The sequence below is a fragment of the Clostridium sp. D46t1_190503_E9 genome (assembly GCF_015555225.1).
GTDB lineage: Bacteria > Bacillota > Clostridia > Clostridiales > Clostridiaceae > Clostridium.
The window spans coordinates 218859-243734 of the sequence record NZ_JADNKB010000003.1 but is presented as its reverse complement, the minus strand read 5'-3'; the positions used below and the strand labels follow the sequence as shown (position 1 = coordinate 243734).

The 24876-nt window shown below is 27.2% G+C and carries 28 protein-coding genes; 22 read left to right on the top strand and 6 right to left on the bottom strand.

Translation table 11 applies throughout. The annotated features are described in order from the left end of the window. From I2E83_RS04905 to I2E83_RS04890, 4 genes are all read right to left on the bottom strand, one after another. Positions 1–131: alpha/beta-type small acid-soluble spore protein (locus I2E83_RS04905; RefSeq protein ID WP_195428831.1), on the bottom strand; the 131-nt coding region annotated here is incomplete at its 3' end. A gap of 37 nt (positions 132–168) precedes the next feature. Next, positions 169–357, bottom strand: coding sequence for an alpha/beta-type small acid-soluble spore protein (locus tag I2E83_RS04900; protein ID WP_195428829.1), 189 nt, complete (start codon positions 355–357; stop codon positions 169–171). A gap of 37 nt (positions 358–394) precedes the next feature. After that, positions 395–583, bottom strand: coding sequence for an alpha/beta-type small acid-soluble spore protein (locus I2E83_RS04895; protein WP_008676833.1), 189 nt, complete (start codon positions 581–583; stop codon positions 395–397). 211 nt (positions 584–794) lie between these two features. Continuing rightward, entirely contained in the window at positions 795–1421 is a 627-nt protein-coding gene (locus I2E83_RS04890; protein ID WP_195262631.1) for an ECF transporter S component, read from the bottom strand. A gap of 261 nt (positions 1422–1682) precedes the next feature. Here I2E83_RS04890 and I2E83_RS04885 point away from each other — a divergent pair, with 261 nt between their 5' ends. Further along, positions 1683–2396: an ABC transporter ATP-binding protein gene (locus tag I2E83_RS04885; protein WP_195262630.1), complete on the top strand. Its 714-nt coding sequence runs from the start codon at positions 1683–1685 to the stop codon at positions 2394–2396. Next, on the top strand, positions 2389–3990 hold the full coding sequence (locus tag I2E83_RS04880; protein ID WP_195262629.1) for an ABC transporter permease: 1602 nt from the start codon (positions 2389–2391) through the stop codon (positions 3988–3990). Before I2E83_RS04885 ends, I2E83_RS04880 begins: the two co-directional genes overlap by 8 nt. 169 nt (positions 3991–4159) lie before the next feature. Here the strand turns inward: I2E83_RS04880 and I2E83_RS04875 are convergent, their stop codons facing one another. Continuing rightward, positions 4160–4357: a PspC domain-containing protein gene (locus I2E83_RS04875; RefSeq protein ID WP_195262628.1), complete on the bottom strand. Its 198-nt coding sequence runs from the start codon at positions 4355–4357 to the stop codon at positions 4160–4162. A 183-nt stretch (positions 4358–4540) separates the two neighbouring features. Between I2E83_RS04875 and I2E83_RS04870 the strand changes: the two genes are divergently transcribed. The 6 genes from I2E83_RS04870 to I2E83_RS04845 all read left to right on the top strand — a co-directional run bounded on the left by I2E83_RS04870 (position 4541) and on the right by I2E83_RS04845 (position 9195). After that, positions 4541–4930: a GntR family transcriptional regulator gene (locus tag I2E83_RS04870; RefSeq protein WP_195262627.1), complete on the top strand. Its 390-nt coding sequence runs from the start codon at positions 4541–4543 to the stop codon at positions 4928–4930. A 2-nt stretch (positions 4931–4932) separates the two neighbouring features. Further along, on the top strand, positions 4933–6063 hold the full coding sequence (locus tag I2E83_RS04865; RefSeq protein WP_195262626.1) for a DUF5808 domain-containing protein: 1131 nt from the start codon (positions 4933–4935) through the stop codon (positions 6061–6063). A gap of 28 nt (positions 6064–6091) precedes the next feature. After that, the gene (locus I2E83_RS04860; RefSeq protein ID WP_195262625.1) at positions 6092–7174 is read left to right on the top strand and encodes a DUF5808 domain-containing protein; all 1083 of its coding nucleotides are present in this window, start codon (positions 6092–6094) and stop codon (positions 7172–7174) included. Between the two features lie 20 nt (positions 7175–7194). Then, positions 7195–7995, top strand: coding sequence for a YhfC family intramembrane metalloprotease (locus I2E83_RS04855; RefSeq protein WP_195262624.1), 801 nt, complete (start codon positions 7195–7197; stop codon positions 7993–7995). 197 nt (positions 7996–8192) lie between these two features. Beyond that, positions 8193–8657, top strand: a complete 465-nt coding sequence (locus I2E83_RS04850) for a GNAT family N-acetyltransferase (protein ID WP_195262623.1) — start codon at positions 8193–8195, stop codon at positions 8655–8657. Positions 8658–8691: 34 nt separating this feature from the next. Beyond that, entirely contained in the window at positions 8692–9195 is a 504-nt protein-coding gene (locus I2E83_RS04845) for a GNAT family N-acetyltransferase (protein ID WP_195262622.1), read from the top strand. 131 nt (positions 9196–9326) lie between these two features. Here I2E83_RS04845 and I2E83_RS04840 read toward each other — a convergent pair whose 3' ends face one another. Further along, complete coding sequence (locus I2E83_RS04840; RefSeq protein ID WP_195262621.1) at positions 9327–10094, bottom strand: histidinol phosphate phosphatase; 768 nt, start codon at positions 10092–10094, stop codon at positions 9327–9329. 140 nt (positions 10095–10234) lie between these two features. On the opposite strand from I2E83_RS04840, the gene I2E83_RS04835 reads away from it, so the two are divergent. The 14 genes from I2E83_RS04835 (at position 10235) to I2E83_RS04770 (ending at position 24835) form a co-directional block, all read left to right on the top strand. After that, positions 10235–10576 carry a hypothetical protein gene (locus tag I2E83_RS04835; protein WP_195262620.1) on the top strand — a complete coding sequence of 114 codons (342 nt, stop codon included), beginning with the start codon at positions 10235–10237 and terminating at the stop codon, positions 10574–10576. 15 nt (positions 10577–10591) lie between these two features. Then, a complete protein-coding gene (locus I2E83_RS04830) occupies positions 10592–11839 on the top strand; it encodes a hypothetical protein (protein ID WP_195262619.1) in 1248 nt (415 codons plus the stop codon). A gap of 17 nt (positions 11840–11856) precedes the next feature. Beyond that, on the top strand, positions 11857–13203 hold the full coding sequence (locus I2E83_RS04825) for a M23 family metallopeptidase (RefSeq protein WP_195428827.1): 1347 nt from the start codon (positions 11857–11859) through the stop codon (positions 13201–13203). A 518-nt stretch (positions 13204–13721) separates the two neighbouring features. After that, positions 13722–13901, top strand: a complete 180-nt coding sequence (locus I2E83_RS04820) for a hypothetical protein (RefSeq protein WP_195262617.1) — start codon at positions 13722–13724, stop codon at positions 13899–13901. A gap of 77 nt (positions 13902–13978) precedes the next feature. Beyond that, entirely contained in the window at positions 13979–14779 is an 801-nt protein-coding gene (locus tag I2E83_RS04815) for a hypothetical protein (protein WP_195428825.1), read from the top strand. Between the two features lie 107 nt (positions 14780–14886). After that, positions 14887–16170, top strand: coding sequence for a trigger factor (gene tig / locus I2E83_RS04810; protein ID WP_195262615.1), 1284 nt, complete (start codon positions 14887–14889; stop codon positions 16168–16170). Between the two features lie 156 nt (positions 16171–16326). Next, entirely contained in the window at positions 16327–16923 is a 597-nt protein-coding gene (gene clpP, locus I2E83_RS04805) for an ATP-dependent Clp endopeptidase proteolytic subunit ClpP (RefSeq protein ID WP_195262614.1), read from the top strand. Positions 16924–16958: 35 nt separating this feature from the next. Further along, a complete protein-coding gene (gene clpX, locus I2E83_RS04800) occupies positions 16959–18254 on the top strand; it encodes an ATP-dependent Clp protease ATP-binding subunit ClpX (protein ID WP_195262613.1) in 1296 nt (431 codons plus the stop codon). A gap of 194 nt (positions 18255–18448) precedes the next feature. Next, positions 18449–20137, top strand: a complete 1689-nt coding sequence (gene lonB, locus I2E83_RS04795; protein WP_195428823.1) for an ATP-dependent protease LonB — start codon at positions 18449–18451, stop codon at positions 20135–20137. Between the two features lie 326 nt (positions 20138–20463). After that, positions 20464–22794 carry an endopeptidase La gene (gene lon / locus I2E83_RS04790; protein ID WP_195262611.1) on the top strand — a complete coding sequence of 777 codons (2331 nt, stop codon included), beginning with the start codon at positions 20464–20466 and terminating at the stop codon, positions 22792–22794. Next, positions 22790–23395 (top strand): ribosome biogenesis GTP-binding protein YihA/YsxC, encoded by a 606-nt coding sequence (gene yihA / locus I2E83_RS04785; protein ID WP_195262785.1) that lies wholly within the window; start codon positions 22790–22792, stop codon positions 23393–23395. The genes lon and yihA overlap by 5 nt, the downstream gene beginning before the upstream one ends. A gap of 153 nt (positions 23396–23548) precedes the next feature. Beyond that, complete coding sequence (locus I2E83_RS04780) at positions 23549–23905, top strand: hypothetical protein (protein WP_195262610.1); 357 nt, start codon at positions 23549–23551, stop codon at positions 23903–23905. A gap of 25 nt (positions 23906–23930) precedes the next feature. Beyond that, the gene (locus I2E83_RS04775; protein ID WP_195262609.1) at positions 23931–24176 is read left to right on the top strand and encodes a hypothetical protein; all 246 of its coding nucleotides are present in this window, start codon (positions 23931–23933) and stop codon (positions 24174–24176) included. 107 nt (positions 24177–24283) lie between these two features. After that, positions 24284–24835, top strand: a complete 552-nt coding sequence (locus tag I2E83_RS04770; RefSeq protein WP_195262608.1) for a hypothetical protein — start codon at positions 24284–24286, stop codon at positions 24833–24835. Positions 24836–24876: the final 41 nt, after the last annotated feature.

Here is a 24876-nt window from a genome sequence, read left to right as displayed (position 1 = left end):
CTACCGCATTGTTTTGAAGTAAGGTCTCCATTATAGTCTGAGAAAGGTACTCCCATTTCATTAGCTACTTCATTTTTGAATTTAGCTAATCCTTGTTTAGCTTCTGGAACTAATTTTCTGTTACTTGCCATAACAAATCCCTCCTTGCAAATATATCAGATTAAAGTTTTACTTTAATCCAGATTCGTATTGTTCAACCATTCTCTTAACCATTTCTCCACCAACGCTACCGCATTGTTTTGAAGTAAGGTCTCCATTATAGTCTGAGAAAGGCACTCCCATTTCATTAGCTACTTCATTTTTGAATTTAGCTAATCCTTGTTTAGCTTCTGGAACTAGTTTTCTATTACTTGCCATAATAAATCCCTCCTTGCAAATATATCAGATTAAAGTTTTACTTTAATCCAGATTCGTATTGTTCAACCATTCTCTTAACCATTTCTCCACCAACGCTACCGCATTGTTTTGAAGTAAGGTCTCCATTATAGTCTGAGAAAGGTACTCCCATTTCGTTAGCTACTTCATTTTTGAATTTAGCTAATCCTTGTTTAGCTTCTGGAATCAATTGTCTATTACTTGCCATAATAAATCCCTCCTTGAAAACATATAAAATTTTTTTTGGGTTTTCTTTTACAAAGCTTGTTTGACTTTGTACTATTATATTGTGCAGATAAAATGTTAATAAACTATAAAAATTAATACAGTAGAGGAAAAGTGATCTTTATAAAGAATATATTGGTACAAACTATAAAAAAAGGTTATTTGAAAATATTTTTCAAATAACCTTTTATAAATTAATTATTTCTCTTTTGCATTTTAAATATTGCTATAATAACTGGAATTGCAACAAGTGCTGATAAAGCTGCCTCTGCCATACCATTAGTACCTATTATAGATAAGAGTGCAACTGTGACTGCGTTTCTTGATCCAGTTGAAATGGTTCCATTACTAACAAGAATTGATGCATAATCCTTAAAATAAATTAAGTATATACTTCCAAGAACCCCAATAGTATTGGTTAAAGATCCACAAACAGCAGCAATACCTATAGATAGTTTCTTATTTTTAATTTTTGTTTTTAAGAGTTTATAAACATAATAAGATATTACCCCTATCAGTACTCTAGGCAATATAGAAACTATTGGGTTATAAAAAAATGGAGACATTGGAGTTGGAGCAGTTATGTTTTGATAAATTGAGAAAATCCCAAATATGAATCCAATTGTAGCCCCAGCTATAGGACCTTCAATTATTGCTCCAATTATTACAGGTAAATGTAAAATTGTTAGTTTAAAGAGTGGTAATGGTATAAAACCAAGACCTGTTAGTCCTAAGAATAAACAAATACCCGATAGCATTGCAACTACTACCATTTTTCTTACATTTTGACGAGAGTTTCCCATCCCTCTAGCATTTAACATTTTAATTCCTCCGTTCTTATTCCTTATAGGATATAATTCGGCAAAAAATGAATTTTTGCGTGAAGTTCGGTTTCTTAAGAATACCGACCAATATTATTTTATCATATAAGAAAAAACTGTAAAGTAAAATATTATATCAACAACAAATAAACAATTTAATCTTGTATTTATGAAATTTAATATAAAAATTGAAAAAGTCTTGTCAACTTATTATACTTGTTATAGTATATATATAACAAGTATAATAAGAGAGGTAATAATATGTTAGAGATAATAAACTTTTCAAAGTCATATAAAAATGGAAAAAAAGCCGTGAATAATGTATCGATTAAAGTTAATAGTGGAGAAATATTTGCCTTTATTGGTCATAATGGAGCAGGAAAGACTACAACTATAAAAGCTATTGTAGGAATTTTAGAATTTGAAGAAGGAGATATATTAATTGATGGAGATTCAATTAAAAATAATCCTATTGAGTGTAAGAAAAAAATAGCGTATATACCTGATAATCCTGATATTTATGAAGCTTTAACTGGGATTCAATATTTAAATTTTATTGCAGATATATATAGGGTTTCAAAAGAAGAAAGAGAAAAATTAATAAAGTTATATTCAGAAAAATTTGAAATAACATCAGCTCTTGGAGATTTAATATCATCATATTCTCACGGAATGAAACAAAAGTTAGTTATAATTTCTGCACTAATTCATAAACCTAAGCTTTTAATTTTAGATGAACCATTTGTTGGATTAGATCCTAAAGCATCACATATATTAAAAGAAGAAATGAAAAAGCTTTGTAATGAAGGTGTAGCAATATTTTTCTCAACTCATGTTTTAGAAGTAGCAGAAAAGTTATGCGATAAGGTAGCAATTATAAAAGATGGCAATATAGTATCTCAAGGTAATATGGATGAAGTTAAAGGAAATAGTTCATTAGAAGATATATTTATGGAGTTGATAGATAATGAGTAATTTATGGAGTTTATTTAAAACAACATTTATTAATTCTATAGGAATTAATAAGATATTTAAGGAAAAGTCAAAGGGCGAAAAGTTTAGAAGTATATTAATAGTACCAACAATATTAATTACCCTAATAGTATTTGAAGTTTTAGCAATAGAATATTCTAAGTTACTAGCTGATGGATTAAAGAGTATTGGGTTTATTGATTTATTATTGGTTATGAGCTTTATTTTAAGTGTGGTTATTATATTTTTTACTTCTATGTATAAAGCTCAAGGAATTTTATTTTCTGCAAGAGATTATGATTTACTTATGAGTTTACCTATAAAGAGTAGTACTATTTTGATTAATAGGATGATACAACTATTAGGAATTAATTATTTATTTTTAATAGTTGTATTTATATCTCCAGCTTGCATCTATTTTAGTAGGGTTGAGATTTCTTATTTATTTTTTATATATTTATTTATAGTATTTTTGTTATTACCATTAATTCCTGTAGTAGTAGCATCTATTATTGCATTCGTAATTAGTTATATATCTTCAAGAATGAAGCATAAAAATTTAATTATAAATTCTGCAACATTAATATTTATTTTATTAATAATGATTGCTTCATCTAAAAGTGGAGACTTAGTTCAAAAGATAATAGTAAATAGTGATTCTATAACTTTAGGTATATCAAAATTATATCCTCCAACAATATATGTAGTTAATGCTTTAATAAATTTAAACTTTAAAGATTTACTTATATTTGTAGCTTTATCAGTTTCAATTTTTTCAATATTTATTTTTATATTTAACAAGTCCTTTAAGAAAATAAACTCAAAATTACAAGAGAGTTTTAAAAAGTCAAATTATAAAATAAATGAAATGAATGTATCGTCACAAATAATTGCGTTAACTAAAAAAGAAATAAAACGATATTTTTCTTCGCCTGTATATGTGTTGAATACAATTATAGGGCCTGTATTAATATTGATAGCTGCTATATCAACTTTATTTATGGGAAAAGAGATTTTATTTAAGATTATGGAAATAGAAGTTGTTGATAGTATGATTCCTTTATTTATCATTGCTGTGATATGTGGTATTTTATCAATATCTTGTACAACTAATTCATCTATATCAATGGAAGGAAAGAACTTATGGATATTAAAATCTACTCCTATAAGAACAATAGATATATTTAAAGGAAAGATAATTTTAAATCTAATATTAATTATGCCAACAGTTTTAATAAGTGATATTATTTTCTTCTTTTCATTGAAATTATCAATAATTGAATTAATATGGTTAATTATCATAACAACAATATATTGTTTTATAGTATCAATTTTAGGAATAATAGTTAACAATTTCTTTCCTAATTTAAATTGGACTTCAGAAACTGTTGTAGTAAAACAAAGTATAAGTGTCATAATTCAAATGATTATTTCAGTAATAATCATTGGAGTACCAATATTATTATTTATAAAATTAGAAATATTAAATATAGCTTTATTTATTACACTTGTAATAATATATTTAACTCTAATTCTAACTGCGCTATTAATTCTTTTAAATACAGTTAGTATAAAGCTATTTAATAAGCTAAATTAAAAGAAGTTATCATACAAATAAGAGTTGAAAATTAAAATGCAAAATGAAGGTAGCAAACTCTTAAAAGTAGTTTTAAAATAATATAAATTAGATAATTAAGTACGAAATATTACTACAATTTAAAATCTTAAGTTCTAGATTAAGGGGTGTCTTATAGACATCCCCTTATCTACATTATTTCAGATTTATCAGGCATTATAAGAGCACAACCGATATAGAAGATTAATCCTAATGAAAATGAACAAAGTATAAGTAGTAAAGCTAGAACTCTGATTAGAGTTACATCAGCATTAAGATATTCAGCAAATCCAGCACATACTCCAGCTACTCTTTTTTGAGATGATATTTTATAAAGTTTTTTATTCATTATAAACCTCCTATTTATTAATTAATATAATTATATTTTAAATTATAAAGTTAAGAATTATAAATTTTAATATATAATGTAATTATATTATAAGTGTTTTAGGTGAATTTTATATTAATTAAAGCTTAAACAATTCTTAATCTTATATATTGATTTCTATAAAAGTTAAAACGAGGTGATAAAGTGATTTTAAGGATAGATTTTGATTCTGATACTCCAATATATGTGCAAATAAAAAATCAAGTTATTGAAGGAATTGCTAAATCAGAAATTGAAATAGGCGAGGAATTACCTTCGGTAAGAGGATTAGCAGAAGATATAGGGGTAAACATGCATACTGTTAATAAAGCATATAATATGCTTAAGGATGAAGGATATATTAAAATTGATAGAAGAAAAGGTGCAGTGGTTTCATTAAATTTAAATCAATCAATGGAAAAGTTCAAAGAAGATTTAGATGAAAACTTATATTTTTATATGGCCCAGTGCTTTAATAGAAATATTAGTAAGGATGAAATTAAGTTATATATAGATAAGGTATTTTTAGAGTTTAATAATAAGGAGAATAGTTAATTATGGAAAGAATAATTGTGTGTTCTATGACTATTTTTATAAGTTTAATTTCATTTTTTAGCGGTTTATATGTTAATAAGTTATCTAATAATGGGATTATATTTGGAGTGAGAGTTCCGAAGGAATATGAAAAAGATAATGATATAATTAAATTAGAAAAAAAATATAAAAAATTTTACTTAATATTTAGCATACCAGTTATTTTAATTATTAATGTTATAGTATTTTTCTATCCTAAAGTATCTTTATTTACTTTATTAGTATTAATGTTGTTGGTAATTACAAACATTCCTATTTTTATGTACTGGAAAAAGATGACTAGATTAAAAGAAGAAAAGGGATGGAGAAAATTAGGTAAGAACGTAGTTGTTGTAGATACATCTATAAGAAAACCTAAGAAGAATGACGATTTTGTAGGAGTAAGAAGCAAAAGTTATTTATTACTATTAATTATTCCTGCAATAACACTTATACTAACTCTTTTGTCATATAAGGAGGTTCCAGAACTATTCCCAATTCATTATAATGCCCAGGGGATTGCGGATAGTTTTGTAGAAAAAAGTGGCTTTCAAGGTTTCTTTTATTTAGCTTTATTTCCAGTTTTAATTCAAGTAGGAATGATTTTGTTTTTACTTGCTATGAACAAATTTGCTATTAATGGAAAAAGTGAAATAAATAGTGGGACTTTAGAAGAAATAAAAAAACAAAGAAGAATATTTAAAAGATTTAATTCAATATTTTTATTTATTATTGCATTAGAAATTATTATCTTATTTGCGTTAATGCAATTTTGTACGTTGTATGGATGGAGTATTAATAAAGTAAATATAATTAGCTTAACAGTTATATTTATTACTGTAATTGTTTTTTTAGTAATAAGTTATAAGATAGGGCAAGGCGGAAAGAATATAAAAATCAAAAGTAATGATGAGGAAATATATAGGGATGACGATAAGTATTGGGTATTAGGAAGCTTTTATTACAATAAAAATGATCCAAGTATCTTTATAGAAAAGAGAATAGGTATTGGATGGGATATTAATTTAGGAAATCCAATAGGAATGATTATCATGGTATTACCTATAATTTTAATATTAATAGTAATAATATATTTAGCTATAAGAGGAATATAATAAAATACAGATGGGAGGTGAATTTATTTTGCAAAACTTTATGATTATATTAACTTCAAATATAGTTATAATAACTATGGTTCTTTTATCATATTATTTAAATAATACTTCTAATAAAGGAATATATTTTGGAGTTAGAATTCCTAAAAAATATCAAGAGTCAAGTGAAATAAAAGCCTTAGATAAAGATTATAAAAGAAAGGTACTTTTTATATTTGTAATTTATTTTGTAATAAATAATATACTAATGATTTCGAATTTACAAGTTAGTGAATTTATATTATCTATGATAATGACAATATCATTAATAGGAGCTCTTTTAATTCATGCAATTTTATTTGCTATTTACTATAAAATAACAAGGAAGTTAAAAGAAAAAAATAATTGGAGTTATAAAACTAATAATGTTGTTATAGTAGATACTACATTAAGAAAGCCAAAGAAAAATGAAAGATATAAAGCATTAAATGAAAAGTTTTTTTTACTTCCAATATTAATTTCTATTATAATTTTAGTATTAACTATATATAGAAGAGAATATATTTTAAATATGAATTCTTATGTTATTTATAAAATTCCTATATATCAAATTATAATGTGCTTAGCAATGTATTTGTTAACGAAAATAACTTTAACTTCAAAAGTTGATTTAAATAGTGGAAATATAGAAACAGCTGTAAAAAGAAAGAAAAAATTTAAAAGATTAATTTCTCTATTTTTATTTATAACAGAGATAGAAATGGTTGCATTATACTCAGTAATACAGCTAGGTATAATTTATAATTTTTATACTAACTCATTAGAGAATTTTATTAATGTTTTTATATCCATTAGTATGACTTTATTCATAATAATATTCATATTAATAGGTCAAGGTGGACGGAATATAGAAGAAGAAAATGAAGGTGATGACCTATATAAGAATGATGATGACAAATGGATATGGGGAATGTTTTATTATAATAAGAATGATCCAGCATGGATGGTGGAGAAAAGGGTAGGAATAGGGTATACGATTAATTTTGCAAATAAAAAAGCAACAATATTATTAATTTTACTTATATTGTTGATAATTTTATTTGCTATATATGATACAAATTTTAATGTTTAAATTATAAGGGAGGATTATTTATGGTTAGTAGCTTATCAATTGTATTTATGGTATTTAGCTTATTAGTAAGTGTGATAGTACCTATAGGAGGAATTATATTTTTAAAAAGAAAATATAATGTAAGTTTAAAAACATTCTTTATAGGTGCAGCAGCATTTTTTATTTTTGCACAAATTTTAGAAGCTCCTATACATTCATATTTCTTGAAGTTAAATAGTACAACATCAGGATTTTTGTTAAGTACTCCAATAGCTTATATGTTATATGGTGGTCTTATGGCTGGAATATTTGAAGAAACAGCAAGATTTCTATGTTTCAAGTTTATAATAAAAGATAGAGATGTAATGAGCGGGGTAACATATGGACTTGGACATGGTGGAATGGAAGCTATTTTAATCGGGGCAATAAGCAGTATAAATTCTTTAGTTTATTCTAATTTAATAAATAAAGGTGGATTCCAATCTATAATGGAGGGATTATCAGTACCAAAGGAAGTTATAAGTGCTACGTATGACCAATTTGTAAATAGCAGTTCCATCATGTGGGCCATGCCTGGAATAGAAAGAATATTTGCTATGGTGATTCATATATCATTATCAATTATAGTTTTGTATGCAGTTAAAGAAAGAAAATATATCTACTATGTATTAGCTATATTAATTCATGCTGTAATAGATTTTCCTGCAGCCCTATATCAAGTTGGTGTTATAAAAAATATATTTTTAGTTGAAGGAGTTATATTTATAACTGTATTAATTTTGGCAATGTATGTATTTAAGGTTTTTGTAAAAAAATTCCGTAATTATAATGAAATATTATAAAAAAACCTTTATAATGTTAATAAATTAATAAATTTTATAAAGGACACTACTAGATGCTTATTTTCTTTCATTTAATCTTAAGTGGATATATATAATTTTGAGTTGCCTTTAAGTGAAGTGACTGAATAAGCAACATTATATATGTCCTCTTTTTTATAAAGATTTATTAATTTACGTATAGATAAGGGGGCAAGTTTATGGAGAATATTTTAGTAAGAAAAGCTAGAAATGGAGACGAAGTAGAAATACTAAATTTAGTAGAGGAGGTACTGAATCTCTATGGATTAGATTTAAATCCAGAAGTAGAAGATTTAGATATAACTGATATATCTAAGTATTATATTCAAAATAATGGGGATTTTGAAGTTATAGAGTTCAATGGAGAGATAATAGGAACATATGGTATTTATAAAATAAATGATGAAACCTGTGAATTAAGAAAAATGTATTTAAAGCAAGATTTCCAAGGGATGGGGCTTGGAAATGTTATGATAGAAAATTCTTTTAAAATCGCTAAGTCACTTAATTATAAAAGAATTACTTTGCAGACTAATTCAGTTTTATATAAGGCTATAAAACTTTATAAAAAATATGGGTTTGAAGAATTTAATGAAGAAGTATGTGATAGATGTGATGTAGCAATGGTAAAGGAAATAGCTTAAATTATTTAGGTGTCTAAAGATAAGGGGGATTTTTATGAAATATTATGATACTAACATAAGAAATTTTAAAATAAGAGAAACTTCACAGGAGGATATTCCATTAATTTTATCCTTAATAAATGAAATAGCAGAGTATGAAAAAATGTCAGATGAAGTTATTGCAACAGAGGAAACATTAAGAAACTCTATTTTTGAAAATAATAGAGCAGAAGTTGTAATATTGGAGTTAGATGAAAATCCAGTTGGATATGCATTATATTTTTATAATTTCTCTACTTTTATAGGTAGAAGTGGTCTTTATTTAGAAGATATATTCATAAAAAAGGAATTTAGAGGAAATGGATTAGGAAAAGAAGTATTTAAGTTTTTAGGGAAGAAAGCAAGAGAAGAAGGCTGTAAGAGAATGGAGTGGACATGCCTTAATTGGAATGAACCATCAATAAAATTTTATAAGTCTTTGGGGGCAGTACCTATGGATGAATGGACAATATATAGACTTAAAGAAAAAGAGATAATAAATTTAAGTGAAATGAAATAATGTAAAAGAAGGTGTAGTATCAGAAATCTATTTAATATAAAAATTATTCAATTTCAAATATGTTTTATTGCCTTAAAAATTTAATATCTTATTTTTATAAAGGGGCTCGCGAAACGCGAGCCCCTTTCATATTAGAAATACTGAAGTTCTCTTTTACTAAAATAAACTCCTTTTAAACCAATTGAGTCTATAAAGTCTAATGCTATATCAAAATTTCTATAAATACTTTTATGGTTATGAGCATCAGAGCCTAAAGTAACATATTTACCGCCTAAGTCTTTATATAGACTATATATATCAAATAAAGATTCCTTAGCTGAATTTATGTGAAGTCTACTTGAGTTTAATTCTAAAACTTTTTCTTTATTTATTAAAGTAATAAATATTTCAGAAAGAATATCTTTAAAGTCTTGAATTGGTATTTCTTTATTTTCAAAAGAGCAATAACGACAAGGATAATCTATGTGTGATAAGGAATCAAAATTATTATATAATTTTACACAAGACAGCATATCTTCTAGATAGTAAGAAAAGAAGTCATGTTTATCATAACCTTGATATATATAATCACAGTATATATCAAGATTTTTAACTGCATGTATAGAACCTAATATAAAATCGAAGTCATGACTAGAAGCTATTTTTTCATTTTGAGCAAAGGTATTCTGTGTTAATCCAATTTCTATTCCTAACTTTAAACTTTCAGATCTGTATTTTTCATATTCTTTAAAGTAAGTAGGAACATCAAACTTGAAATCTTCTTTTACTGGATAGTCTAAATCCATATGATCAGTTATTATAATGCCAATATTTTTTTCTTTACTAGCAGATATTGCATCTAATATCATCATATCACTATCTGTAGAAAATTTTGAATGCATATGGCTATCAAATATCATACAATCCCTCCCCAATAATATAGTCTTATTTTAAAATTATATCATAGATTTATAAATAGTTCCTTATTATGCAAAATATCTTGATAAATAGTATTATTAAATATAAAATTAAATTAAAATATAAATAAAGGTGTGTTTTTATGAAAAAATTATTCGAAATAAAAGATTTAGTATTTTACAAGGAAGAATTTTTAGATAATTTAGATGAATTTGAAGATATATTACCTATAATAGAAGAACTTAGCAAAGATCTTACATACGAGGAAATAGAAGTAGTAGGAGAAAATGAATGTTGTGAAAAGACAAATAAGAATTATATAGTTGAAATACCAGGATTTTTAGACGAAAATGATGAGTTTTTAACACAAGCAGAAGTGGAAGCATTAGCAAGTTCAGGAAAGCAAAAAATGCTAGATTTATTTGTGATAAGAATATATAAATGTGTAGAATGTAAAAAATGGATAATAGATATTTTGGAGTAAAGAGGGTTGATAAACTTGAAGAAATTTGATAGATTATTAAAAAACTTAAAAGAATATATGTGCCTCTTAAAAGAAGACATAAATGGTTTAAGTTTTAATAATATTAAAGAATTTCTAATTAAGCGAAAAATACTACTTAGTACAATTTTAGTTTTTTTTATTTTAATTGGTTTTGGGGTAGGAAGATATAAAGCTTCAAAAGATATTGTTTTGAAGAAGCTAGAGATAGCTTTGAAAGAAAATAAACCTGGAGAAATATATAGAAAGATTAGAGTTGATGATAAAAAAATAAGTAGAAAGGATTTTCAACCTTTATCAGAATATTATTCAGAAAATACTACACAAGTCGATGACATAATAAGGGGGTTAAAAAGTAGTGAAAAAAGTAGATTCTTCACTTTAAAGAATGATAGAATACTATTTTTTAATAACTATAAAATACAAATAGAACCTATTGATATAAAGGTTAATACAAATTTTAATGAGGCTAAGATTTATGTTGATAACATTCCTATAGATGCGACAAATATAAAAACCGGTCTAATTCCCGGGAAATATATAATAAAAGGGGAATTAGATACGTTATATGGAAAAGTTATTGAGGAACAAGAAATATTTTTGATGCAAAATGAAGAATTTACATTGAATTTGAAGGCTATTAATATAAGTCTATCATCAAACTATAATGATGCAGATGTATTTATAAATGACAAAAAAATAGATGGAAAAGTAAAAGATATAAAAAACTATGGTCCAATACCTATGAATAAAGATATAGATATATATTTGCAAAGAGAATTTCCATGGGGAGTGTTGGAAAGCGAAAAAGTTAATGTGGGAGACTTACCTAATATAAATATAGATATAAACATGGTTAATGATAATTTATTGACTCAAATAGATAGTTGTACTAATAAGTTTTACAGTAGTGTTTTTAATGCTTTAAATTTAAATGACTATTCTTTAATAGAAAATGCACAAGATGATGCAAAAAATAAAATATATAACAGTATAAGAAGAGAAAGTTTATTTTTAAAAAATAATTATGAGCTTACCGAATTAGAAACAAAGGTAAAGAGTAGTGAGTTTTATTATGAAGATGAGACTTATAAAGCTAACATAGTTATAGATTTAAATTATAGTGTAAGTAAAAAACTTATCCCGTTTATCAAAAATAATGTTAATGAAATGTTTTTAACTCAAATGGAATATGTTGATGGGAAATGGCAAATAGTCGGTGTACAAAAGTTTAATTTAGAATAAGGGTAGGTGTAAAACTTATGAATAAGAAATTAAGAGCAGTAACCTTAGCTGTTGTAGTAATTTTTTCAAGTAACACATTGGTGTTAGCAGAAAGTAGTAGTTCCTTACAAGATAAAATTGAACAAAATCAAAATGATATAAGCAATTTAGAAAATGAAAAAGATAAAGTTAATGGAGAAATAGAAGATCAATCAAGTGAACTTCAAGGGATTTTGAATCAAATTGATGAAAAAGGTAAGGATTTAGAAAGTGCAAAAGCAGAAGTTGATTCATATCAGGCTAAAATAGATGAGGTACAAAGTGAAATTGATAGAATAAATTCAGAGATAACAAGTGCTGAAAATGAAATTTCTACAAAAGAAGCCCTTATTACAGAAAAAGAAGAAGAAGGTAGAAAGATAAAAGAAGCATTAGATCAGAGAGTAAGAAATTACTATAAAATGGATGTAACTGCAAATTATATTTATATGATATTGAGAAGTGAAAGTATAGTTTCTTTATTTAACAATATTCAAAATGTGTTTAGAATAATGACTTTAGATAAAGGGCTAATGGAATCAGCGAAAGAGATTCAAAAACAATTAGAAAACGAAAAGGTTGAAATTTCAAAAAAATTAGAAGAAATAGAAGCTGATAAAAATGAAGTAATAGCAAAGCAAGATGAGTTGAAAGAAGCTCAAAAGGAATTCATAGTAAAACAAGAATTCCATCAAAGTAAAATGGACGAGCTATATGGATTAGAATCACAAAAGTCAGGATTGATAGCATCTTTATCAGATAAAGAAAAAGAATTAGAAGAACAAATTGGTGATTTAGTTTCATATAATCAAGAGTTGCAAGCAGCTTTAGATAGTATATTTAATGAAATAAATAATGGCTCTAATAATGGTGGAAGTAATTCGGGCGGAGGTAACTCTGGAGGAGATAATTCAGGTGGAGAAGATAATTCAGGAGGAAATATAATTCCTGGAGATCCAAGTGGCGAGACGTTTTTAAGACCTGGATATGGTATTGTAACAGATCCGTATGGACCAAGAATTAATCCAGTTACTGGAGAAGCAGGATTCCATACTGGGGTAGATTTAGGCGATCCTTATGGTGCTCCTGTTGCTGCATCAAAAAGTGGTGTAGTTGCATATTCAGGTTGGATATCTGGATATGGAAATACAATTATTATAGATCATGGTAGCGGAGTTCAAACATTATATGGACATAATAGTGAACTTCTAGTAAGTGTTGGACAAACAGTAGCAAGAGGGCAAACCATTGCATATGTTGGATCAACAGGAATGAGTACTGGACCTCATATCCATTGGGAAATAAGAATTAATGGACAACATATAGATCCTAGTGGATATTTGTAAAAATTGGCCGAAAGGCCTTTTTATACAATGGACAATTGATAATTGACAGTTGACAATTGATGAAAAAAATTAAGCGAAGCTTAATTTAGAAGTCTTTTAATAAAAAATTCTGAAGAATGAAGAATTTTAACCTTAATTATCAATTGTGCATTATCAATTTTTAATTATAAAAAAACCTGTACAAAATTGCACAGGTTAAAGGGTTTCTATGTTCATTTAAGAAAGGGAATAAATGAACATATGTGGGGTTTTATTAAAACTGATAATAAAAAATTATTATCAGTAGTATGGGCTAATCATGTAATGAAAAAATATGTAATTTATAAAATAATTGTAAAATTTATATATTTATTATATTATATTTTGTCAAAAAATCCAATAGTTTTTAGAAAATTTATCGAAAATAAGATTTTTTCAGAAAATATTAGCATTTTATAAAATAAAAATATATAAAAATATATAAAATATATATAGAATTCGGTGAAATACGTTATATAATATAATTTGAGGTGATTTAAATGAAAAATTTTAGAAATGAAGATATATTAAAGTCAACACCTGACTATGAAGATTATACAGAAAATGAAGCTAAGCTATCAGTACAAGAAATGAGAGATCTTGGCTTATTAAAATGTGGTGGATGTTGTAGTAGTAAGGGAAGCGGTTCAGGCTGTGGTTGCAAAAGCAAAGGTAAATAATACTATATGATGTATTTTATAATAAATAAATGTAAAAGCTTTTAATATAAAATATAAATTATGGGGAGGTATTAGGTGTGAGAAAACCTAGCATATTCAGTAGAGATTATGAGAGGAAGATGAAAAAACGTAGAAGACGAATAGCAGCTATTTCGGTTATAGGGGTTTTACTTATAGGTAGTCTATTTATTAAGATAGCTATAGGTAGTATAAATACGGATACATTAAAAAATAAACTTCAAATGTGGATTGCTGAAGATAAATCTTTTGATAATACAGATAAAGATATTGATGACTTAGAAAACAATGAAAACAAAGAAGTTATTGAAGAAGCACCTAAAGAACCTGAAAGTAAAATTATGGAATTTAAAATTGATGAAAATTCTATATTAAAAGCGGAATATGAAGATATAAATGGAACGATAAAATTTAAAGGTGTAAAAGAAGTTCCAAGTAATATGTATTATACTATAAACCAAGCGAAAAATTTAATTTTAGTTATAGATGAAAATCAAAATATGAAGATTTTTAATTCAAATAAAAAAGAAGCTAATATAACAAAAGATAAATATACAGCTCCAAATGGAGAAATATTTAATAAAGATTCAGTTCTTCAAACATATAATGGATATTTGTGGAATGTGGAAGCTAAGTTTGTAACAGATACAAAGGTTGCATACATTAGCAATGTACCTTACTTTGGATATGATTTAAATAAATATATATGGGTTGTAGATCTAAATAATAATACCCATAGTACTTTATGGAATTCTAAGGGGAGGGAAATAAAATTTGGAGATTTGAAAGAAAAAGGATTAGAAGTCGTAATTGATGGCAATGTTAAATATGTAAATCAAAATAGCTATTTAGTCGATTAAGATAAAATTAAATAAACAAATATTTGAAAGTGTTTGATATAGTATGGTATAATAACCTAGTTATATCAATTATGATAGTATCTTACTATTTTAGGAGGAAGAGTACAATGGAAGCTAAAATGGAAAAAATAGAGAAAAACGTTGTTAAGTTTGAAATAAAGGTTGAGGCTGAAAAATTTCAAGAATCTATAAAAAGAGCTTATAATAAAAACGTTAAGAATTTTAATGTACCAGGATTTAGAAAAGGAAAGGTTCCTATGGCAATAGTTAAAAAATACTATGGTATAGGAGTTTTAATTGAAGATGCAGTTAATTTTGCTATAGATGCATCATATTCAAAAGCATTAGAAGAAAATAACATAATTCCTGTTGATTATCCAAAGATAGACATAGTGACAGCAGAAGAAGGAAAAGAATTTGTATATACTGCAGAAGTTACAGTTTATCCTGAAGTTGAATTAGGAGAATACAAAGGATTAAAAGTTGAAAAGCCATCTTATGAAGTTACAGAAGATGCAATAAATGAAAAATTAAAAGAAATGCAACAAAAAAATGCTAGAATCGAAACTAAGGAAGATGGAGAAGTAGCTACTGGAGATACAGCAGTTATTGATTTCAAAGGATTTATCGATGATGTAGCATTTGAAGGTGGAGAAGGTAAAGACTATTCACTTGAAATAGGATCAGGTACTTTCATAGATAATTTTGAAGATCAATTAGTTGGAGCGAAAGTTGGAGATAAAGTAGAAGTTAACGTAACTTTCCCAGAAAACTATGGAAGAGAAGAATTAAATAATAAGCAAGCTAAATTCGAAGTTTTAGTAAAAGAAATAAAGATAAAAGAATTACCAGAAATTGATGATGAATTTGCTAAAGAAGTTTCAGAATTTGATACATTAGCAGAATTAAAAGAAGATATTGCTAAGAAAATGGAAGAAGAAAACAACAATAGAGCAGAAAGAGAATATGAAGATGCAATTATAAAAGCTGTTGTTGAAAATGCTAAAATTGATGTTCCAGAAGTTATGGTTGAAAAAGAAATTGATACAATGGTAAGCAACTTAGAACAAAGACTTCAATATCAAGGCTTAAATCTAGAACAATATTTCCAATTTACTGGTACAGACGAAGCAAAAATGAGAGAATACATGAAAGAAAATGCAGAAGTCAAAGTAAAGACGGATTTAGTTTTAGAAGCTGTAGAAAAGGCTGAAAATATTGATGCAACAGAAGAAGAATTAAAAGAAAAAGCTAAGGAAGTTGCAAAAATGTACTCAGCTCAAGAAGATGAAAAAATGGTTGATTTATTAATGAATGGCCAAAGAGCAGCACTTCTTGCAGATGTTAAAGTATCAAAGACTATAAAATTCTTAGTTGAAAATAATAAATAGTATATAAATAATAATTGCCAGAATAAAATTCTGGCAATTATTTCAAATATTCATTAACAAAATAAATAAAATTTTATATAATTTAATATAATTAGTTTTTTTAGAATATGGATATATTATAAAAGAAGGTAGATAATAGAGAAGGAGGGAATAAAAATGAGTTTAGTTCCTATGGTTGTAGAGCAAACTAGTAGAGGAGAAAGATCTTATGATATCTTCTCAAGATTATTAAAAGATAGAATAATTATGTTAAGTGGAGAAATTGATGATAACATTTCTAATTTAGTGGTATCACAATTATTATTCTTAGAAAGTGAAGATCCAGATAAGGATATCCATCTTTACATAAATAGTCCAGGAGGATCAATAACCGCAGGTATGGCTATTTATGATACAATGCAATATATTAAGCCAGATGTATCTACTATATGTATAGGGATGGCAGCTTCAATGGGATCATTTTTACTTTCATCAGGAGCAAAAGGAAAAAGGTTTGTATTACCAAATAGTGAAATTATGATTCATCAACCTCTAGGTGGCTTCCAAGGTCAAGCAACTGATTTCGATATACACGCAAAGAGAATATTAAAGATTAAAGAATCATTAAATAAAATATTAAGTGAAAATACTAATCAGCCTCTAGAAAAGATAAAAGTAGATGTTGAGAGAGATTACTTTATGACAGCGGAAGAAGCTATGAATTATGGGTTAGTAGATAAGGTAATTACGAAAAATGATAAAGGTAGCAACTAAGCAAAGTTCTATCTTAATCTAAGCGAGGTGAATTTATGGCTAAGTACGATGAGAAGAAACAACTTAAGTGTTCTTTCTGTGGAAAGAATCAAGAGCAAGTTAAAAGATTAATAGCTGGACCTGGTGTATATATTTGTGATGAATGCATAGATTTATGTTCAGAAATAATAGCAGATGAATTTGAAGACAGCATTGAATTAGATACAACAAGTGTTCCAAAACCAAATGAAATAAAAAATTATTTAGATCAATATGTAATTGGTCAAGAAAAAGCTAAAAAATCATTATCTGTTGCCGTTTATAATCACTATAAGAGAATAAACTCTAACTTAATAGATGATGATATTGAATTACAAAAGAGTAATATACTTTTATTAGGACCTACAGGATCAGGTAAAACGCTTCTAGCTCAAACATTAGCAAAGTTTTTAAATGTTCCATTTGCAATTGCTGATGCAACAACATTAACAGAAGCAGGATACGTAGGAGAAGACGTTGAAAATATTCTATTAAAATTAATCCAAAATGCTGATTACGATATAGAAAGAGCAGAAAAAGGAATAATTTATATAGATGAAATAGATAAAATTGCAAGAAAATCTGAAAATCCATCTATTACTAGGGATGTTTCAGGAGAAGGAGTTCAACAAGCGTTATTAAAAATACTTGAAGGAACAACAGCTTCAGTTCCACCACAAGGTGGTAGAAAACATCCACATCAAGAATTCTTACAAATAAATACATCAAATATCTTATTTATTTGTGGAGGAGCATTTGATGGTGTAGATAAAATAATAGAAAAAAGGACTGAAAAGAGTTCTATAGGATTTGGCGCAAATATAACATCTAGACATACTAAAGATGTTGGTAAATTACTTAAAGATATAATGCCAAGTGATTTATTAAAGTTTGGACTTATACCTGAATTCGTTGGTAGATTACCAGTTGTAGTAACTCTAGAATCATTAGATAATGATGCATTAGTGAATATATTAACTCAGCCTAAAAATGCTTTAGTTAAGCAATATAGAAAGCTTTTTGAGATTGATAATGTTGAGTTAGAATTTACTGATGATGCATTAAAAGCAATAGCAAATGAAGCTATTGAAAGAAAAACTGGTGCTAGAGGTTTAAGATCTATAGTTGAGGAAATGATGACAGAAGTTATGTTTGATATTCCTTCTGACGAAACAATTTCTAAAGTTATTATAAATGAAGATTGCATAAAAGAAAAAAATAATCCAGAAATTATTAAATTAGCAGAAGGTGAGGTAAGACCTCAATTAAAGGCTAAGAAAACTAAAAAAAGAAAAGGTATAGAAACTGCATAATAAAAAGACATCTTATTGTTATATTTAACTATAAGATGTCTTTTATTTTTAAATATAACAATAAGATAGCTTCAAGAAAAATAATGGTAATTCCCCCTTTTTTTATAGAATATTAACCTCTGATTAAGTTAATAATATTGATATGACTAAAAGAAGGGAGGGAGCATTAACTTTTAAAAAGTAATGCAAAATTTATGACTGAAGTATTAGTGGTATTGCAAATAACGACTATGATAGTATTTATTTATTATATGGTAAATAATAATAAAGCCCATAGTAATAATAAAGTTGTTATTGAAAGAGAAAATGTTAAGGAAATGGATAAGTTAAACAGAATGAGGAGCATTCAATTAACCCAACCATTAACTGAAAAAAGTAGACCAACTAAATTTGAAGAAATAATAGGGCAAGAAGATGGAATAAAAGCCTTAAAAGCTGCTTTATGTGGACCTAACCCACAGCACGTTATTATATACGGGCCTCCAGGAGTAGGAAAAACCGCCGCTGCGAGGCTAGTATTAGAAGAAGCTAAGAAGAGGGAAAAATCTCCTTTTAAGAAAGATGCGAAATTTATAGAAATTGATGCAACAACAATAAGATTTGACGAGAGAGGAATAGCAGATCCTTTAATAGGTTCAGTACATGATCCGATTTATCAAGGGGCTGGCTCTCTAGGAGTTGCAGGAATACCACAACCTAAACCGGGTGCTGTCACAAAGGCACACGGAGGGATGTTATTTATGGATGAAATAGGTGAATTGCATCCTATAGAACTAAATAAGTTACTTAAAGTACTAGAAGATAGAAAAGTATTTTTGGATAGTTCATATTATAGTAGTGAAAATCCTAATATGCCAGATTATATAAAAGAAATCTTTGATAATGGATTACCAGCAGATTTTAGATTAATAGGAGCTACTACAAGAAGTCCAGAAGAAATAGTTCCAGCTATAAGATCAAGGTGTGTAGAAATATTTTTTAGATCATTACATCCTGAAGAAATTAAAACAATAGGTAAAAATGCAGCTAATAAGGTTGGGCTAGAAATAGATGATAAATGTTTAGATTTAATTTCAAAGTATTGTACTAATGGAAGAGATGTTGTAAATTTAATACAGCTTTCTTCAGGAGTAGCAATAAATGAAAATAGAAGCGATATAAATATAGATGATATACAGTGGGTCATAGAAAATGGAAATTATACTCAAATTCCTGATAAAAAAATTAAAGATAAAGCAGAAATAGGAGTAGTTAATGGATTAGCAGTGCATGGAGCTAATATAGGTATATTAATGGAAATAGAAGCAACTGCAAAGAAAGTGGCGCATAGAATAGGAAACTTAAAGGTTACAGGTATTGTTGAAGAAGAAGAAATAAGTAGTAACAATAGAAAAATTAAAAGAAAAAGTACAGCATATTCATCAATCCAAAATGTGCTTACAGTTTTAAATAATATTTTTAATTTGGAATGTGAAAATTATGATATACATATAAACATTCCAGGGGGAATGCCAGTTGATGGACCATCAGCAGGAATAACAATTGCAACTGCTATATATAGTGCTATAAATAAAGTTAAAGTAAATAATAAAGTTGCTATGACCGGAGAAATAAGTCTTTTAGGAGAAGTTAAGCCTATTGGAGGGGTAAATGCAAAAATAAATGCAGCACAAAAGGCTGGTGCAACAAAAGTCATTATACCAATTGAAAATTGGAAGGACAGTTTTAATGATATAGAAGGAATTGAAGTTGTAGCTGTTAAAAGTTTAAATGAAGTGATAAATGAAGCACTATTAAAAGATGTAATTGTTGAAGATATGGTTGTAGAAGATGTAGTTGTTAATAACAACTTAGATATATTATCAGCCAAAGGAGAGGAGTAAAAATATATATTTAATGATTCAGAAAAAATTATATTAATAAATTTATATTCATATTTTTAATGGGCTGTCGTAAGACGGCTCTTTTAATTATAAAGTGAACCAGTATAAGTAGATTTAATAGTATTACTCATTACTAATATTGTCCATTGCTAAATTTCAAGTTTATATTATAATTATAATAATAAGTATAAAATAATAATTAATATTACTTATTTTATATAGAAATTTAAGTATTATGTATTGTATAGATTAAAATAGATTGAAAAATAATAATTTTATGTGTATACTATAAAAGTTACATAATAATGTAAGGAGGATGGGAATAAATGAGTGAAAAATTAATGGCTCTACCTTTGATTCCTCTAAGGGGAATTAGTATTTTTCCTAATATGATAATACATTTTGATGTAGGAAGAGAAAAGTCTAAGGCAGCTATAGAAGCAGCGATGGAAAATCAAACAGATATATTCTTAGCAACTCAAAAGGATTATGAAATAGAGGAACCGGAAATTGGTGATATTTATAATATAGGAACTATATGTAAGGTTAAACAAATAATAAAGCTACCAAATGATGTAATAAGAGTGTTAGTTGAAGGATTAGATAGAGGAGAAATTAAAGAATTAGATTCAAGTGAAGGATATTTAAAAGTATCAGTAGAAAGAATCGAAGAGCCTTCAAATGAAGAATATGAAAATATTGAGGCTTATATAAATTCTTTAAAAAAGAGTTTTAGTAGATATATTAAAGCTTCAGGAAATATGAAAAATAATATTATATCTATATTTGATACAATAGAAAACTATAGTGAGCTTGTAGATGTAGTTGCTTCATATGTAATTGTAGATGAAGATAAAAAGCAAGAAATACTACAAGAGGTTAATTGCATTAACAGGATAGAAAAACTACTTGTTATATTAGAAAATGAAATAGATATAATAAATGTTGAAAAGAAAATAGGTAAGAAACTTAAAGAGAGTGTTGATAAATCTCAGCGTGAATATTATATAAGAGAACAAATAAGAGTACTCCAAGAGGAAATTGGAGAAGATGATGAAGATAAAAAAGAAATATCTAAATACGAGGAAAGAATTAAAAAGGCTAAATTACCTAAACATGTTAGAGAAAAAGCTGAAAGTGAACTTTCAAGATTGAAATCAGCATCTGGTCAGGGATCTGAAAGTAATGTAATAAGAAGTTATTTAGATTGGATACTTGATATACCTTGGAGTAAATCAACAAAGGATACTTTTGATGTAAATGAAGCTGAAAAAATACTTAATAATGAACATTATGGACTAGAAGAAGTAAAGGAAAGAATAGTAGAATACTTAGCTGTAAAGCAATATACAAATAGCTTGAAAGGGCCAATATTATGTTTAGTTGGACCTCCAGGAGTAGGTAAAACATCAATAGCTAAATCAATAGCAAATGCAACTAATAGAAAGTACACAAGAATGTCTCTAGGAGGCGTTAGAGATGAAGCTGAAATCAGAGGACATAGGAAAACTTATGTTGGAGCTATTCCAGGTAGATTAGCATATGCTTTAAAAGAAGCTAAAGTTAATAATCCTCTTATTTTATTAGATGAAATAGATAAATTAGGATCTGATAACAGAGGGAATGTGGCAGATGCTCTTTTAGAAGTATTAGATAGTGAACAAAACAATACATTTAGAGATCATTACTTAGAATTAGATATGGATTTATCTAAAGTATTATTTATAACCACAGCTAATTCACTAGATACAATACCAGCACCATTATTAGATAGAATGGAGATTATAGAGGTATCTGGTTATACTTATGAAGAAAAATATTATATAGCTAGAGATTATCTAATACCAAAATTATTAAAAGATCATAAGTTAACAAATGATCAATTTAAGATATCTGAAAGTGCTATAAAGGAAATAATAAACTCTTATACTAGGGAAGCTGGAGTAAGAAGTTTAGAAAGAGTTTTAGGAAAGCTAATAAGAAAAGCTCTTACAGAGATGATAAAGAATGATAAGACATCAATATCAATATCTTCTAATAGAATTGAGAAGTATTTAGGAAACAAGATATATAGTTTTGATATAAAAGAAAAGGAAGATAGAGTAGGAGTAGTAAAAGGAATGGCATGGACTGCTGCTGGTGGAGATACATTGCCAGTAGAATCTGTTACTATGAAGGGAACAGGTAAATTAGTTCTTACAGGACAATTAGGTGATGTTATGCAAGAATCAGCTAAGATTGCATTTGGATTTGTAAGAGCTAATGCAGTAAGATATGGTATAAATGAAGAATTCTATAAGAATACTGATATTCACATACATTTCCCTGAAGGTTCTATAAAGAAAGATGGTCCTTCTGCAGGTGTTACTATAATAACTTCTATTATTTCAGCTTTAACTCAAAAAAAGGTAAGAAGTAATGTTGCAATGACTGGAGAAGTTACTTTAACTGGTAGAGTGCTTGCAATAGGAGGATTAAAAGAAAAATCAATTGCTGCTTATAGAGCTGGGATTGATACTATTATAATACCAAAGGAAAATGAGAAAGATATAATTAAGATACCAAGTACAGTAAAAAATAAGCTTAATATCATTACAGTTGATCATGTTAATGAAGTATTAAATAAAGCTATAATTGGAGTTGATACTATTGATTAAAATTAAAAATTCAGATTTTGTTATATCTGCAGTTAAAAAAGAGCAGTACCCTGTGACAGGATTACCAGAAATAGCATTTGTGGGACGTTCTAATGTTGGGAAAAGTTCTATAATAAACGCTTTAACTAATAGGAAAAAACTTGCAAAGGTTAGTCAAACACCAGGAAAAACAAGATTAATAAATTTCTTCATTATAAATGGTGATGAGTTTTATCTAGTTGACTTACCTGGATATGGATATGCTAAAGTATCTAAAACTGAAAAAGCAAGTTGGGGAAAAACTATAGAAACGTACTTAAATGGAAGAGAAGAATTAAAAAGAGTAGTACTTTTAGTAGATTCTAGACATAAGCCTACAGCAGATGATATACAAATGCACGAATGGATTAAGTTTTATGGGTATGATGAGGTAGTTATAGCAACTAAAAGCGATAAACTGTCTAATAATGAGTTAAGGAAAAGTGAAAAAGTAATAAGAGAGACATTAAATTTATCAAAGGAAGATAAATTATATTTCTTTTCTTCAGTTCATAAAAAGGGGAAGGATGAGCTGATAGATAACCTTTTTGGGCCTATAATTGATAATATTGAAGTAGAATAATATATTAAAGAACTTGTAGTGAATACTATAAGTTCTTTTTTTTATTTATAAAAATTTAAAATATTACAATAAAAAACAGTGGCAATTATTATTCGAGAGAATAGTATATACTATAAAACAAAAAAAACTAAAAATCCTAAGGAGGAGTAAGTTATGGAAATGAATGAAATTCTAAATGGTTTAAATTCATGCGGTTGTAGTGATAATATTGCACCCCAATGTTCAAACCAAGGCCCATTTAATAATATAGGATGTGGCTGTGGATTTGGAAGTTGGATATGGATACTATTAATACTATTCTATAGTGGAGGATTCGGCGGAGGATACAATAATAGCTGTTGCTGTAGAAAAGAACGTAAACACGATTGTTGCTGTGATGGCGGATATGGTGGATATGGAGCTGGAAACTGCTCATCTTATCTATTCTTATTAGTAATTCTATTCCTTTGCAACGGTTGCTCAGGATTTGGTAACTGTGGAAACGGAAATATATTTGGCGGATGCTGCTAATTTAAATTAGAAAGGAGAGATAGTTATGTCAAGGAAACATTCCCATAAAAAAGATTATGATGATTGCTGCTGCTGCTGTGAACCAATGCCATGTTGTGGAACTGGAAATATATTTGGTGGAATGAATAGTTGTATTACACCTATAATATTCTTATTAATTGCATGTGGATCAGGGCTTTTAAATAATAACTGTTCAGTTTTAATAATTTTATTATTCTTACTATGCGGAGGCTGTTTAGGAAGCTTATTTGGCGGAGACGCTTGCTGTTAGTATAGAGGATGGAGGGCTTAGCCCTCCAAAAAAATGCCTAAAAGTATAAACATATTTAATTTTTTTACATATAATAAAGCAACAGGAATATAATAGGAGGAACCTAAATGTCAAAAAAGAAACATAGACATAAAGGGGAGAGAGAAATTAATAATAACTCCGGTAATAGGGTGAATAATAATGCGCCATTTGGCATAAACCCTGCTCAACTTATGAGTATGTTTGGCGGAAATATGGATATGGGTCAAATCGGAAATGTGCTTTCATCTATGAAGATGGATGGATTAGATTTAAATAACTTTAATTTAGGGCAGTTTGGAAATAATCAACAGGGGAGAAGCGGGATAAATAATAGAAGTGGATTTGACTTAGGAGCTTTACAAGGTATGATGAATAATTTAGGGATGGGAAACTTTAATTTAGGAAATAATAATACTAATTTAGACAGCAATTCAAATTTTGCTTCTTCTAATGATAATAATTTTGACATAACTGATATAAAGAGTGACACTTCTGATAATAGCTTACTAGATGATGATTTACTAGATGATGAGAACATACAAATGTTAATAGCTATAAAAAGTATAGTTGATTCAAAAAAAGCTAATTTTATAGATAAAGTTATAGAAGCTTACAATAATGGATATTTTAAGGAATAATGAAATTTAGAAATTTATTAAGGAAATGTATAAAAAGGTAA

Excerpts from the sequence above, each read along its gene's own strand:
- I2E83_RS04865 (WP_195262626.1), top strand. The coding sequence starts at position 4,933 with ATGGAAAGAATAATTGTGTGTTCTATGACTATTTTTATAAGTTTAATT.
- I2E83_RS04845 (WP_195262622.1), top strand. The coding sequence starts at position 8,692 with ATGAAATATTATGATACTAACATAAGAAATTTTAAAATAAGAGAAACT.
- clpP (WP_195262614.1), top strand. The coding sequence starts at position 16,327 with ATGAGTTTAGTTCCTATGGTTGTAGAGCAAACTAGTAGAGGAGAAAGA.
- I2E83_RS04775 (WP_195262609.1), top strand. The coding sequence starts at position 23,931 with ATGTCAAGGAAACATTCCCATAAAAAAGATTATGATGATTGCTGCTGC.
- clpX (WP_195262613.1), top strand. The coding sequence starts at position 16,959 with ATGGCTAAGTACGATGAGAAGAAACAACTTAAGTGTTCTTTCTGTGGA.
- I2E83_RS04890 (WP_195262631.1), bottom strand. The coding sequence starts at position 1,421 with ATGTTAAATGCTAGAGGGATGGGAAACTCTCGTCAAAATGTAAGAAAA.
- lonB (WP_195428823.1), top strand. The coding sequence starts at position 18,449 with ATGACTGAAGTATTAGTGGTATTGCAAATAACGACTATGATAGTATTT.
- tig (WP_195262615.1), top strand. The coding sequence starts at position 14,887 with ATGGAAGCTAAAATGGAAAAAATAGAGAAAAACGTTGTTAAGTTTGAA.
- I2E83_RS04885 (WP_195262630.1), top strand. The coding sequence starts at position 1,683 with ATGTTAGAGATAATAAACTTTTCAAAGTCATATAAAAATGGAAAAAAA.
- I2E83_RS04850 (WP_195262623.1), top strand. The coding sequence starts at position 8,193 with ATGGAGAATATTTTAGTAAGAAAAGCTAGAAATGGAGACGAAGTAGAA.
- I2E83_RS04825 (WP_195428827.1), top strand. The coding sequence starts at position 11,857 with ATGAATAAGAAATTAAGAGCAGTAACCTTAGCTGTTGTAGTAATTTTT.
- I2E83_RS04835 (WP_195262620.1), top strand. The coding sequence starts at position 10,235 with ATGAAAAAATTATTCGAAATAAAAGATTTAGTATTTTACAAGGAAGAA.
- I2E83_RS04880 (WP_195262629.1), top strand. The coding sequence starts at position 2,389 with ATGAGTAATTTATGGAGTTTATTTAAAACAACATTTATTAATTCTATA.
- I2E83_RS04780 (WP_195262610.1), top strand. The coding sequence starts at position 23,549 with ATGGAAATGAATGAAATTCTAAATGGTTTAAATTCATGCGGTTGTAGT.
- I2E83_RS04900 (WP_195428829.1), bottom strand. The coding sequence starts at position 357 with ATGGCAAGTAATAGAAAACTAGTTCCAGAAGCTAAACAAGGATTAGCT.
- I2E83_RS04855 (WP_195262624.1), top strand. The coding sequence starts at position 7,195 with ATGGTTAGTAGCTTATCAATTGTATTTATGGTATTTAGCTTATTAGTA.
- lon (WP_195262611.1), top strand. The coding sequence starts at position 20,464 with ATGAGTGAAAAATTAATGGCTCTACCTTTGATTCCTCTAAGGGGAATT.
- I2E83_RS04840 (WP_195262621.1), bottom strand. The coding sequence starts at position 10,094 with ATGATATTTGATAGCCATATGCATTCAAAATTTTCTACAGATAGTGAT.
- I2E83_RS04875 (WP_195262628.1), bottom strand. The coding sequence starts at position 4,357 with ATGAATAAAAAACTTTATAAAATATCATCTCAAAAAAGAGTAGCTGGA.
- I2E83_RS04770 (WP_195262608.1), top strand. The coding sequence starts at position 24,284 with ATGTCAAAAAAGAAACATAGACATAAAGGGGAGAGAGAAATTAATAAT.
- I2E83_RS04820 (WP_195262617.1), top strand. The coding sequence starts at position 13,722 with ATGAAAAATTTTAGAAATGAAGATATATTAAAGTCAACACCTGACTAT.
- I2E83_RS04895 (WP_008676833.1), bottom strand. The coding sequence starts at position 583 with ATGGCAAGTAATAGACAATTGATTCCAGAAGCTAAACAAGGATTAGCT.